The organism is Paenirhodobacter populi (assembly GCF_004022215.1).
GTDB lineage: Bacteria > Pseudomonadota > Alphaproteobacteria > Rhodobacterales > Rhodobacteraceae > Rhodobacter > Rhodobacter populi.
The window spans coordinates 20555-33593 of record NZ_SAUZ01000027.1 but is presented as its reverse complement, the minus strand read 5'-3'; the positions used below and the strand labels follow the sequence as shown (position 1 = coordinate 33593).

Below are 13039 nucleotides of genomic sequence, written 5' to 3'. Positions count from 1 at the left end.
TCAGCGAAGCGGGTCCACATCTGTGTCTCGATCTCGATTGCTCGCAGATTGCGGGTTTCGCAAATTCCCGGACAAGGTTTCCGGTAAATCCCAGACACGTATTTCAGTAAATCCCGGATAGGGATTTCACTACGCTCAGGACTTTGGTAACGGGGTCGTCCCAGTCAAGGGTTTTCGCGCATCGAGGGTCAGCGTCGTTTCGGATGCGGAATTCACCCTATCCTTAACGTTCCAGATAACGCCCGCCCGGAATGGAACGGATCAGCGCGCGGGTATATTCGGCGCGTCCGTGTTCAAAGACGTCCTGCACCTCTCCGGTTTCGACCGCCTTGCCCGATTGCATCACGGTGACGGTATCGGCAATACCGCGCACCACGGACAGATCGTGCGAGACGAACAGATAGGTGAGCTTCAGGTCGCGCTGCAAACCGTCCAGCAGGCGCAGGATCTGCGCCTGAACGGTGACATCCAGCGCGGAAACGGCCTCGTCCAGCACCAACAGGCGGGGCGACAGGATCAGCGCCCGCGCGATCGCCACGCGCTGACGCTGCCCCCCGGACAGGGCCGCGGGACGCCGCTCGGCCAGTTCGGGCGCAAGCTGCACCTGTTCCAGCGCGGCCAGCACGCGGGCGTGCCGCTCGGCCCGGTCGGGCCTGCCGAAATTGCGCAGCGGTTCCGCGATGATCTCGCCCACGGTCTGGCGCGGATCAAGCGAGGCGAAGGGGTTTTGATAGACCAGTTGCACCTCGCGGCGGAACTGGCGCAGCGGCTCGCCCCGCAGGGCCGTGATGTCCCGGCCATTGACGAAAACCTGCCCGCGCGTGGGCTTGCTCAACCCGGCGACGGCGCGCGCCGTCGTCGTCTTGCCAGAGCCGGATTCCCCGACAAGCGCATGGGTCGTGCCCTCAAGCACCGAGAACGACACATCGTCCACCGCCCGGAACGGCCCCCCCGCCGCATCGAAATCCTGAACCAGATTGCGCACCTCGATGATCGGCGCGGCGGCCCGGGGTATCGCGGGGCGCGGGGCGAAATGCGTGCGCGAGGGAATATCCGCCAAAAGCTGTCGCGTGTAGGCCGATGCCGGATACCCAAGAACCCTGGACGAAACATCGGCTTCCTGGATCGCGCCGCCTTTCAGCACGACGATGCGATCCGCCCGGTCCCCCGCCACCGCCAGATCATGCGTGACCAGCAGGACCGAGGTGCCATTTTCCACCCGCAACTTGTCGATCAGGTCCAGAATCCGTTTCTGCACCGTCACATCTAGCGCCGATGTCGGCTCGTCAGCGATGATCAGCGCCGGTTTCAGCGCCAGTGCGATGGCGATCAGCACCCGCTGCTTCATCCCACCCGACAGTTCATGCGGATATTGCCCAAAGCGCAGTTCCGGATGCGACAACCCGACATGCCCCAGCAGTTCGACCGCCTCCTGACGGATCGCAGCCGTGTCACGATGGCCGTGGAGCCGCCAGATTTCCGTCAACTGGCTGCCGATGGTGCGCAACGGGTTAAGCGAGGATCCCGGGTCTTGCGGCACCAGACTGACCACCGTCCCCCGGATCGTATCCAGCCGGCGCCCTTTCCAGACCGAGATGTCTTCGCCGTTCAGCACGATCCGCCCGGCCGTGAGCCGCCCGTTTTCCGGCAGAAGGCCGATGATCGCCTGCGCCGTGGTGGATTTCCCCGAACCGGATTCCCCCACCAGCGCCACGACCTCGCCCCGGCCGATGTCAAAGGACACGTCATGCACGGTTTCCCGGCCGTCATATGCGACCGACAGCCCGCGCACGGACAGCACTGGCACATCCTGCGACAGGCCGGCGTAAACGGCTGCAATCGGCTTGTTCATCTCAGTTCCTTCTCAATGCGCGGCCAACCCGGTTCGCCGCCAGAACCACCACAATGACGAAAAGCCCCGGGAAGATGGTCAGCCACCACGAGGTGGTCATGTAGTTGCGGCCTTCGGCGATCATCAGGCCCCATTCCGGGGTCGGCGGCGGCGCGCCATATCCCAAGAAGCCAAGCGTCGATATCTGAAGGATCGCCCAGCCGAACTGGACGGCGGCATAGGCCAGCACGGAATTCAGCGAATTCGGCAGAACATGGCGCCAGACCACGCCAAGGAATGTACCGCCGCTGCCGAAAGCCGCTTCGACATATTCCCGGCGGCGGACCGAGACGACCTCGGACCGCGCCAGCCGCGCGAAGGCGGCGATCGAGGTGATCCCGACCGCGATTGCCGCCTGAATATGGCCAAAGCCCAGAATGATGATGAACGAAAGCGCCAGAAGCAGGCTGGGGATCGCCAGAAGCACATCCACCAGCCGCATGATGACCGTATCGGTGCGCCCACCCGTCGCCCCGGCAACCAGACCGATCAGTGTACCGACCAGCAGGCCGACGCCAACCGCCGTCAGCGCGCCCGAGAGGGAATAGCGCGCGCCATGGATCAATCGCGCAAGCTGATCGCGCCCCAACTCATCCGTGCCCAGCCAATGGGCGGCGGAGGGGGACTGCAACTGGTTGCCGGACTGACCCTCGACCGGATTGTATCCGGTCCACAGCCCGGGTGCCACGGCCCACAGGATCACCACGATCAGGATCGCCACCGACAACCAAAGCCCCGGCGTGACAGGGTGCAACAGGCGGCGCAGGCCACGGCCCGTCCCGATCCGCGGGGCGATCACCGGCTCACTGAAACTACTCATGCGTTTCCTCCTTGAGGTTTGCGCAGGCGCGGATCGATGAGCGGGTAAAGCATGTCGACGATGAAATTCACCACGACATAGCCAAACGCCGCGATCAGGACCACGGCCTGCAACACCGCCGCATCCTGATTGCGCACGGAACGTTCGGCCAGACGCCCCAAACCATTCAGGCCGAAGACGGTTTCCGTCACCACGGCCCCCGCCAGCAGTTCCCCGAACGTCACGCCAGCGATCGTCAGCACCGGCAGAACCGCGTTCCGGGCGACATGGCGCAACAGCACGTAGCGTTGCGAAGCGCCCTTGGCCCGCGCGACATAGGCGAAGGGCTGAACGGAAAAGGCATCGATATTGCGCAACAGGATCTGGGCGATCGGCGCGGCGATCGGCACGGCCAGCGTGGCCACCGGCAGGATCAGCCTTTCCCATGGACCCGGTGCGATCACCGAAATCAGCCCCAGCCGGAAAGAAAAGATCTGGATCAGCAAGATCCCCAGCCAGAACACCGGCACCGAGGCAAGCAGCGCCGGCGCCGCCTGAAACAGATTTCGGATCCAGCGAAACCCCGGCAACGTCGCAAGCACGGCTATGATCAGCGCAAGCGTAACCCCGCCGGTAAACCCCAATCCCGCCAAAAGCGCCGTTCTGGGCAGGTTGACCATAATTTCCTGCGCCACCGGCATGCCGGAAATGACGGAATTGCCGAAATTCCCGGTCAGATACGCCATGATCGTCTGGAAATACTGCACAAGGAACGGCTCATCCGCGCCATAGAATGTGCGGATACTGGCGATGGCATCCGGGGTCAGCCCCATGTCGCCATCCATGAACCGGACAAGGATCGCGTCCCCCGGCATGATCTGCAGCAATACGAATGAAATCGTGAACGCGGCCCAGAGCACGAACAGGCCCTGTCCCAGTTTCGTGACGATGTTTTTCAATGTCAGAGAAGTCGCCATTTTCTTTCCCGTGGAACGCGGTATCGGGGGCCGGATCATCCCGTCCCCCCACGTTTCCGTCAGCGGTCGAGCCAGGTGCCGTAAAAGCTCGGACGACCGACCGCCTCAAAGGCCACATCCTTCACATAGGGGGCGCCGCCAAACACCTGCGGCTCTTCAAAGATCGGCACGGTATAAGCCTGATCCAGCAGGTAGTTCTGCACATCCCCCACCAGTTCGATCCGCCGCGCGGCATCGGTCTCGGCGGCAATCGCCTCCAGAAGGCCATTCAGCCTGTCGTCGCGGAAGGATTCCACCTTGTCCGATACGCCGCCGGTTTGCAGCAGAGCGTTGCGGTTGGTGGGATAATACTGGCTCTTGATGACATCGGGATCGGCGCGACCCACCATCGAGGGCAGGACAGCCGTCTTCAGCGGATCGAGGCTGTCCGTTACCCGGCTGCCCGCATCGCCACCCTGCACGTTGAGCTTCACCCCGACCTTGGCCCATTGTTGCGCCACCAGTTGCAGCGTCGCCTTGTTCTGCGGCTGAGGCAGCGATTCATAGGTGGTGAATTCCAGAACCTGTCCGTCTTTTTCGCGCAGTCCCCTGGCGTTCAGCACCCAGCCCGCCTCGGTCAGCAGTTTATCCGCCAGAACCGGGTCGAACTTCAGCTTATCGGCAAGGTTCACATATCCCTGCGCCGTCGAGGCGATCACCGATGTCGCCACCGGATAATTGTCCGAAAACAGCGTTTTGACGATTTCCTCGCGGTTGGTGGCATGTTGCAGCGCCTGCCGGACCCGCAGATCGGCCACCAGCGGATTGTCCGGGCGGATCGAGATCGAGTTGTTCACCCCGCGCGTTGGCGGCGCATACAGCACATAGCCCTGATCGCGCAGCTTGCTTTCGTCATAGGCCTGAATCTGGCGCACGAAATCAGCCTGCCGCGACAGCAACGCCCCGATCCGCACCGAATCCTCGGATACGACGATATATTTGATGCCATCCAGAAGGGCGCGCCCCTGATGCGGATGACCCTCGGGACCCCAGTTGTAATCCTCCCGTGCCTTCAGATCGAGCTCGGTGCCCGGCACCTCGTTCTCGACCACGAAAGGGCCGGACCCGATGATGAGCCGCGCATCCCCCAGTTCCGCGAAATTGCGGTCAAGCGTCGAGAGGGAAACCAGCCCCGACCCGATGACCGAGGTGCCTTGCAGAAAGCCCGGGCTGGGCGCCTTGAAGTGGAACCGCACGGTCAGCGGATCGATCACCTCGGAACGGTCGTAGTTGTTGACAACCTCGGAAACGGCGAAGCTCTTGTCTTTCCTGCCCTGGCCGAATGCGTCGAAGTTCGCCGCCACCGCCGCCGCATCCAGCGGCGTGCCATCGGAAAAGGTCACGCCCGGCCGCAGATGAAAGGTGTATTCGGTGGCCTCGGCGTTCACCTCCCAGCTTGCGGCGATCCACGGCTGGATTTCAAGCGTTTCCGGGTTCTGCCAGGTCAGCTTGTCGGTGATCTGATTGAGCACCCCGCCATTGGGATAGAACCCGCCAGCCGGAGGATACAGCACGGTATGGGGCTGTTGTTCCAGATAGATCAGCGTGCCTCCGGCCTTCGGCACCTGCTGCGCAAATGCGGGCGCCGTCGCCAGCCCCAGACCGAGTGCCAAAGACCAAAGCCCAAAAGCGCGACGGCTTGGCCGTGGTAGCGATATGCGTTTCATGTGAATGTCGTCCCGTTGATCTGTCCGGCTCAGGTTAGTCATGCCGCCGGTCAAGTCGATGGATCGGGCGTGGCGTTTTTCCGGACCCGGCAATGGTGGTCTTGCGCCGCGCAAACGGCCCGGAGAATATTTTCCCCATCGCGACAGCCGCGCCGATTCGCCCGCGATCACATCCGGGTCGGACAGCGCCGGCGCAACAGGCATCTTTTACGATTCAGGGCAGTGGCGGGAAACCGGCCCCGCGGATCGCCCGCGGTCAGGCCCCTGTCAGGCAAAGACTTCCCTGCGGAGCCCCAGCCTCACGGCACGCTTTTCCGCCTGTCTCTGCGGATCGGGCAGCGGCGCGCTTGCGACCAGATTGCGCGTATAGGGTTCTTGCGGCGCGTCAAGGACACGGCTGGTCCGGTCCGCCTCGACCACCACGCCCGCGCGCAGCACCACGACCCGTTGGCAAAGCTGACGCACCACCGCCAGATCATGACTGATGAACAGGCACGCAAACCGCGTTTCCTGCTGCAATTGCCGCAGAAGGTCCAGAATTTCCGCCTGAACCGACACATCCAGCGCCGATGTCGGTTCATCCGAAATCAGCAACAGCGGATCCAGCGCCAGCGCGCGGGCGATGGCGACGCGCTGGCGCTGTCCCCCCGAGAGTTCGGCGGGCAGCCGGTCGCGCCAGCCCTTGGGAAGCTGCACATTCCCGATCAGCCGATCCACCTTGCGGCGCAGGGCAAGGGCGTCCAGCCGGCGATGCGTGCGCAGCGGCTCGGCGATCGACTCGGCGATGGTCAGGCGGGGGTTCAGCGACCCCATCGGGTTCTGGAACACCGCACCGATCTGTGGTCTCAACGCTGCGACATCCCCGGGCGCGCGGCGGCCCAGATCCTTGCCGTCGAAGGTGATCCGGCCGGCCGTCGACGCGATCAGACCCAGAAGGCAGCTACCAATCGTGGATTTCCCGGACCCGGATTCCCCGACCAGTCCCACGAATTCACCGGCATGGATGTCAAAGCTCACCCCATGCACAACCTCGTTCCGGCGCCCGAAGCCGCTCGAATAGGCGATGCGCAACCCATCGACCGTCAGCACCGGCGCGGAGATATCCGCCTGCGCGGTCGCGGACCCGGCCCGACCGGGCAGCGCGGCCAGCAACGCCCGCGTATAGGCAGCCCGCGGTGCCTGAAAGATTTCCCGCACATCCCCCGTTTCGACGATGACGCCATGGCGCATCACCAACACCCGCTGCGCCAGATCGGCGACCACCCCCATGTCGTGGGTGATCAGCAAGATCGCCATGCCCCGGTCGCGGTTCAGTCGCCACAGCAGATCCAGCAGCCCCTGCTGTACGGTTACGTCCAGCGCGGTCGTCGGTTCATCCGCGATCAGCAGGTCGGGCTCTCCGGCAAGGGCGAGAGCGATCACCACCCGCTGCAACTGACCGCCGGACATCTGATTTGGAAAGCGCCGCAGCCGGTCCGCCGGTTCGGGAATGCCGACGGCCTCCAGCAGGGAGATGGCGCGATCGCGGCGGCCCTTGCGATCCAGCGCCGGGTGATGGCGGCGCAGAGTTTCATCCAGTTGCCAGCCGATCGTGAACACCGGATCCAGCGCCGCCGCTGGATCCTGAAACACCATCCCCACCCTGCGCCCCCGAAAGGCGTTCCGCTGCGCCGCGTTGCCGGGCAGGAGCGGAGTTCCGTCGAAACGGGCTTCGCCCCCGACCTGCGCATCCCCGGGCAAAAGCCCGGTCAGGGCCAGTGCCGTGGCGGATTTGCCTGATCCGGATTCCCCCACCAGCGCCACGATCTCGCCGCGCCCGACCGTGAAGGAAATCCCCCTGACCGCCGAAGAAGAGGACCCGGCGAACCGGATATCCAGATCCTTCACGCACATCAACGGCGTCAACTCAGGCATGACTGCGCGATCCCCTGTCCAGCCAGTCGTCCAGACGCGGCAAGGTGACCGCATAGACCCCAAGCGCACGTTTCAGATTTTCGAGCGACACGAATTCATCGGGGCCATGCGCCGCGCCATGCCTTTCGGGCACGAAGGCGGGATGCACCGTCACGCTTTCGCCCCGGAACAACAGATCCGGATTGCGCCCGAACCCGGGGCCAAAGGTCACCGATTTGGGAAAGACCCGCGCATGAGTGCCGCCGCCCATGGCGAAAGGCTCGGTCTTCGTCTGGGCCAGCGTATCGAAAGTGTCCTGCAACAGCCGCACCAGATCGCTGTCGCGGTCGATGTGCATGGGCGCGGCATGGCGCGTCACGCGGACGCTGCCGCCGACGGGGCGGATCGCCTGCGCCAGAACCTCCTCAAGCTCCGCCGCATCGGCCGAGATCGGGTAGCGGATATCGATCGACAGATCAAAGCCGTCGTCCGCCGGAACCACGATCCCGCCATTCTGCGTCAGGCGGCCGGTGGTTTCATCCTCGCGCGCGGTGCCAGCCCCCTCGCCCCAGGGATCGGCGAGAATGCCCGCCACCACCTGCGCCGCCTGCAGATCCCGGCCTTCGACCAGCCCCGCTCCGATCAGCGCGCGCAGCAAAAGCGGGATCGCATTGCGGGTATTCTCGGGAAAGGCCGCGTGGCCGGATTGTCCCCTGGCCGTCAGCACCGTGGCGCCATCGGCCTCGGCGACGCTCAGCACGGCGGCCAGATCGGCTGGCAGTTGCGCCAGCGCCTGACGCACGGTTTCATAGGCCTGCGGCAGCCTGATCGCCGCCGTGGCCGGCACCGCATTCTCCGCCACACCGGCGCGGAACCCCGACAGCACCGGCCCCGCGGGCACATGCAGGGACAGGTTCAACCCGCCCTTCTGCGCATAGTTCACCGGGAAGCCGCCATCCGAGATGATCGACACTTCCGGGATCGGGTAATGCCGGGCGTAATGTTCCATATCCTCCATCCCGGTTTCCTCGGCGCCACCATAGACGATGCGGATCGTACGCCGGGGCCGGAGGCCAAGGTCGCGCAGCGCGCGCAGCAGATAAAGATCGACAAGCGCCGGTCCCTTGTTGTCGGATGCCCCGCGCCCGACCACGAACCCGTCGCGCTCAAAGGGGGCATAGGGTTCGAAGGTCCAGTTTTCTCCGGCAGGCACCACATCCAGATGCGACACCAGCCCGATTTCCTCCAGCGCATCCCCCCACAGAACCGAAATTGCGTAGCCGTCATGCGTTTCGGTGCGAAAGCCCAGTTCCCGCGCGCGGGCGGTAACCAGATCGAAGATACGGGCGACCTCCGGCCCGAAAGGTTTGCCGGGTTGCGCCTGCGATGCCTCGCTGACGCTGGGAACCGCCACCCAGGCAAGCAGATCCGCGACGAACTCGGCCCTGTGATCCTCGAACCAGGCGCCTGCGCGGGTGAACAGGTCCTGCTCGGCGGCAGTCAGTTCTTTCGGAACATACGACGCAGCAAGATTATCAGCCATTTTCCGATCCTTTCGTAACAGGAAGCCGTGCGCGCCATCCGCGGCGCGACACCAGGTCCGCCACTGGCGCGGCAGGCCGGCGGTTCAGGACGCGCTGAAAAGCCTCGCCCAGAAAATTGATCGACAGCACCATCAGAACGATGGCTGCGCCAGGCGGGATCCAGAGCCACCACTGATAGCTCAGCACCCGCATGCTTTGCGCCGCCGACAGCATGTTGCCCCATGACGCCTGCGGCTGGCGCACGCCAAGGCCCAGAAAGCTCAGCGCGGCTTCGGCCAGAATGCCATTCGCCACCGCCAGCGTGGCATAGACAAGGATCGGCCCGCTCGCGTTGCGCAACAGATGGCGAAAGATGATGCGTGTCCGGGAAACGCCGATGCTGCGTGCGGCACGCACGAAATCGCGTTCGCGCAGGGACAGGAATTCGCCGCGCACCAGCCGCGCCAGCCCCGTCCAGTGCAGGATGCCGATAATCAGGATGACGTTCCAGACGCTCGCGCCGAAGATCGCGGCAAGGGTGATGGCAATGGCATAAAAGGGAAAGCACATGACGATTTCCGTCAGCCGCATCACGATCGCATCGGCAAGACCGCCGAAATAGCCGGCGATCGCCCCCAGACTGATCCCGATGACCAGTTGCACGGCCACCGCCGACAGGCCGATAAGCACCGACACCTGCCCACCGTACAGCAGGCGCGAAAACACGTCGCGGCCGATTTCGTCGGTGCCCAGCAGATGCCCGTCCCCGGGGGGCGCCTCGATGGAAAAGAGGTCCCCTTCGTCCGGCGAGAAAGGCGCGATCCACGGGGCCAGAAGCGTCAGCAGCAGCAGCACGGACAGACCCGCCGCGCCGATCACGAAGAACGGGTCCTGAAGCAGGCGCCGCAACGATCCGCCCGCGGCCCGCGGCCCGGTCGAATGGGAAAGGGTTTCGGTCATGGCGCCAGCCTCACCCGAGGATCCACCAGCGCGTAAAGGACATCCGCCAGCAGGTTGCATGCCAGCGTGACCACCGCCAGAAACAACACGATGCCCATCAGCAGGGGATAATCGCGGCCCTGCACGGCCTCGAAGCTCAGCCTGCCGATGCCGGGCCAGTTGAAGATCGTCTCCGTCAGCAGCGCCGAGGACAGCAGCGCGGGAATTTCCAGACTGACGATGGTGATCAGCGGCCGCGCGGCATTGCGCAGCAGATGCGGCGCAATCACCCTGCGCCGCGGAATGCCGCGCCCGAAAAGCGCCCGGATAAAATCCTGATCGACCAGTTCGCTGACCGAGGCCCGCAAGTAGCGGTTCAGCACCGCGATGTTGCCAAGGGCCAGAACCGACGCGGGCAGCACCAGATGCAATGCGACATCGCGCAGATGCGCAAACCCGTGATAATCGGCACCGATAGTCGTCACCCCGGCCGTCGGCAACAGGCGCAGATCGACCGCGAAGACCTTGATGAGCAACATGGACAGAAAGAACGCAGGCACGGACACAAGCACGAAGGACAGCACCGAAACTGCCAGATCCACCCCGCCGTTGCGCCGCAGCCCGACAAACAACCCAAGCGGCAGCGCCACCACCAGCGTCAGGACAAGCGCCGCCCCCGCGAGAAGCCCGGTATTGCCCAGCCGTTCGCCGATCAGCGCCGTGACCGGGCGCCCCTGTTGCAGCGAATAGCCCAGATCCCCCGCAAGCGCGCGCGTCAGCCAGCGCAGATACTGCACGACCAGTGGATCGTCATACCCATAGCGCCGCAACAGCTCGGCCTTTTCCGCGGGCGTCGTTTCCGGCCCGACCATGCCGACAAAGGGGTCGCCCGGCTGAAGGTTGACCAGAAGGTACACGACCAGAGAAATCCCGAACAGCACCGGGATCGCGATCAGGACTCGTCGTAGCAGATGACGCAGCATTCCACACCTGTTGGTGGCGCCTTCCGAGACCGGCCCGGAAGGCGCGCGGAGATTCAGCGGCTGACCGCCCAGTTTTGGATCCCGGCGAAGGGTTCGTAGGGATGGCTCTGATAATCCGTCACCTTCGGACCGAGCACATATCCCTGGTTCGGGATGTACAGCCAGACACGTATCGCCTCGTCATTCACCCCCTTCAGCCAGGCGCCGATATTCTCGCGCAGAACCCCGGGATCGACGCTGGAGTTGAATGCATCGGCATAGCCGGTCAGGTCGGGGGAGGTGAACCTTTCCCACCAGAAGTTGTTGTCGTAGATGCCCGGCCGGAAGGTTCCCCCCATCAGCACCCCGTCAAAGCTGCACTCCGGATCTTGCAGGATGGCCAGCGTGGTGTTGAAATCGGCGGAGACGAGCTCCGTCTCGATCCCCACGGCTTTCAGGTTCTGCTGGATGATCGGCGCCGACAGTTCCCGCGTGCGGTTGCCCGTCGGATAGTTCAGCGTGAAGACGAATTTCTGCCCGTCCCGGTCAAGGATGCCATCGCCGTCGCTGTCCTTCCAGCCCGCCTCGGCCAGCAGTTCCCGCGCCTTTTGCGGATCGTAGGCATAGGGGTCCAGATCGGCCGGGTAATAGGGGCTGTCGGGATGGGCGTTCGTGTTGAAGATCGCCCCGTGACCGAACAGCAGCCGGTCGACGATGGCCTGACGATTGATCGCATGTATGATCGCCTGCCGCACACGCTTGTCCGACAGTTTCGGATTGCGGGTATCGAAGGGCAGATACTGGCCGCTTGTCCCCGGCTGCTCGACGATACGCAACCCCGCGTCGCGGTAGGTCTGCAGATCGCGTTCGTTCCAGGACGAGATTTCCGCGATATCCAGTTCGCCGTTGATCAGCTCGCTTTGCGCGGTCTGGGTGTTGGAAATACGGAAGATGATGGTCTTGGTGCGCGGCTGCCCGCCAAAGTAATCGTCGTTCCGTTCAAGCCTGACATACTGATCCGGCTTGAATTCGACGAATTTGTAAGGCCCCGTCCCGACCGGATTGCGCAGCGCTTCGGAAGCCTCGTTCCAGGTTTTCAGCGAGATCTTGTCCCAGATGTGTTTCGCAAGAACGGGCTTGTCGGCGAAATGGGAAAAGGCCGCCGCATAGGGGGCCTTGAAGGTGAAGGCCACGGTCACGTCGTCGACGACACGGATGCCGGGCAATATGTCGGATTTTCCGGCGCTGTAATCCTCGAACCCTTCCAGATATTTGACAAACGGCGAGCGGTCCCGCGGGAAATCCGGCGCGGCCTCGGTCTGGTAGGTATAGGCGACGTCCTCCGCCGTGAAGGGCTGGCCATCGTGCCATTTCACCCCCTTGCGCAGATGCAGGGTCAGGGTCCGCCCGTCTTCCGAATAGTCCCATGACTCGGCCAGCGACGGCTGTGGGTTCTGCTTTTCATCCAGCGTCACCAGACGGCTGAAGACCGAAAAGATCACCGCCCGGTCGTAATCTGTGAAATACAGTGTCGGATGGAAGGTGCCCTTCGGATTGCTCCAGATCGCATAGCGGATCAGGTCGCCATCCTCGGCATGGGCCGGGATCGTCCCGAACGCCACGGCGGCGGACAGGAAAAGGCTGGTGAGGATCTTCTTCATGTTCTGAACCTGTACGGTAAGCCGACCGGCCTAACAGCAGGCCCGGCCGGCGGATCGTGGATTGAAAAGCATTTGGTAAAACCGGGATGCGGTCAGCTTTCCTGCGGCTCCCCAAGGGACAGCATCAGCCGGTTCGCCCAGTTGAAGAAGGCCGCAGCCTGAATCAGATCGACGATTTCATCATCCTTGAATCCCGCGTCGTCCAGCGCCGCAATATCGGCTTCACCGAACTGCGCCGGACTGCGCGTCAGCGCGACCGCCGTGCGCACGACGGCGCCATTGCGCCCCTTGTCCACCGCATCGGTGCCCCGTTCCAGAAGCCGCGTCACATCGCCGTCGTCCTTGGAAAACTGGATCGAAAAGCGCGCGTGAACCGAGGCGCAGTAGATACAGCCATTCAGCCGCGACACCGCGGCGGCGGCCAGTTCGCGTTCCGCGCGGGGCAGCCCGCCCTTGGAATAGAAGATGTCCTTGTCGGTCCGCGTCCGCGCGCCAAGCACCTCCGGATCGCGTGCAAGCAGCCGGAAATAGGCGGATTTCGACCGTGACCTGTCCACCAGCCCCTCATAGTGCCTGTCGGTCAGCGCCGCTTCGTCCAGCGGCGCGATCCACGGCAGCCAGTCAAGCTGCGCCGTGGTGAAACGGTCGGGTTCGTGATTGTCCGGATAGGTGATGATCTGTCCCATTG

10 protein-coding genes are annotated in these 13039 nt (G+C 63.8%); all 10 read right to left on the bottom strand.

The genetic code is table 11. The annotated features are described in order from the left end of the window. Positions 1 to 223: 223 nt before the first annotated feature. On the bottom strand, positions 224 to 1852 hold the full coding sequence (locus D2T30_RS18910) for a dipeptide ABC transporter ATP-binding protein (RefSeq protein WP_128210150.1): 1629 nt from the start codon (positions 1850 to 1852) through the stop codon (positions 224 to 226). Position 1853: 1 nt separating this feature from the next. Next, positions 1854 to 2711, bottom strand: coding sequence for an ABC transporter permease (locus D2T30_RS18905; RefSeq protein ID WP_128186472.1), 858 nt, complete (start codon positions 2709 to 2711; stop codon positions 1854 to 1856). Then, positions 2708 to 3667 (bottom strand): ABC transporter permease, encoded by a 960-nt coding sequence (locus D2T30_RS18900; protein WP_128186470.1) that lies wholly within the window; start codon positions 3665 to 3667, stop codon positions 2708 to 2710. The genes D2T30_RS18905 and D2T30_RS18900 overlap by 4 nt, the downstream gene beginning before the upstream one ends. A 59-nt stretch (positions 3668 to 3726) precedes the next feature. Then, entirely contained in the window at positions 3727 to 5319 is a 1593-nt protein-coding gene (locus D2T30_RS18895; protein WP_241649201.1) for a TIGR04028 family ABC transporter substrate-binding protein, read from the bottom strand. Between the two features lie 321 nt (positions 5320 to 5640). Beyond that, positions 5641 to 7287, bottom strand: a complete 1647-nt coding sequence (locus D2T30_RS18890; protein ID WP_128210149.1) for a dipeptide ABC transporter ATP-binding protein — start codon at positions 7285 to 7287, stop codon at positions 5641 to 5643. Further along, entirely contained in the window at positions 7280 to 8809 is a 1530-nt protein-coding gene (locus D2T30_RS18885; RefSeq protein WP_128210148.1) for a Sapep family Mn(2+)-dependent dipeptidase, read from the bottom strand. Before D2T30_RS18885 ends, D2T30_RS18890 begins: the two co-directional genes overlap by 8 nt. Beyond that, entirely contained in the window at positions 8802 to 9749 is a 948-nt protein-coding gene (locus tag D2T30_RS18880; RefSeq protein ID WP_128210147.1) for an ABC transporter permease, read from the bottom strand. The genes D2T30_RS18885 and D2T30_RS18880 overlap by 8 nt, the downstream gene beginning before the upstream one ends. Beyond that, entirely contained in the window at positions 9746 to 10711 is a 966-nt protein-coding gene (locus tag D2T30_RS18875) for an ABC transporter permease (protein ID WP_128210146.1), read from the bottom strand. Before D2T30_RS18875 ends, D2T30_RS18880 begins: the two co-directional genes overlap by 4 nt. 53 nt (positions 10712 to 10764) lie before the next feature. Next, positions 10765 to 12351, bottom strand: coding sequence for an ABC transporter substrate-binding protein (locus D2T30_RS18870; RefSeq protein ID WP_128210145.1), 1587 nt, complete (start codon positions 12349 to 12351; stop codon positions 10765 to 10767). A gap of 92 nt (positions 12352 to 12443) precedes the next feature. Then, positions 12444 to 13037: an alkylhydroperoxidase domain protein gene (locus D2T30_RS18865; protein WP_128186456.1), complete on the bottom strand. Its 594-nt coding sequence runs from the start codon at positions 13035 to 13037 to the stop codon at positions 12444 to 12446. Between the last annotated feature and the right edge of the window lie 2 nt (positions 13038 to 13039).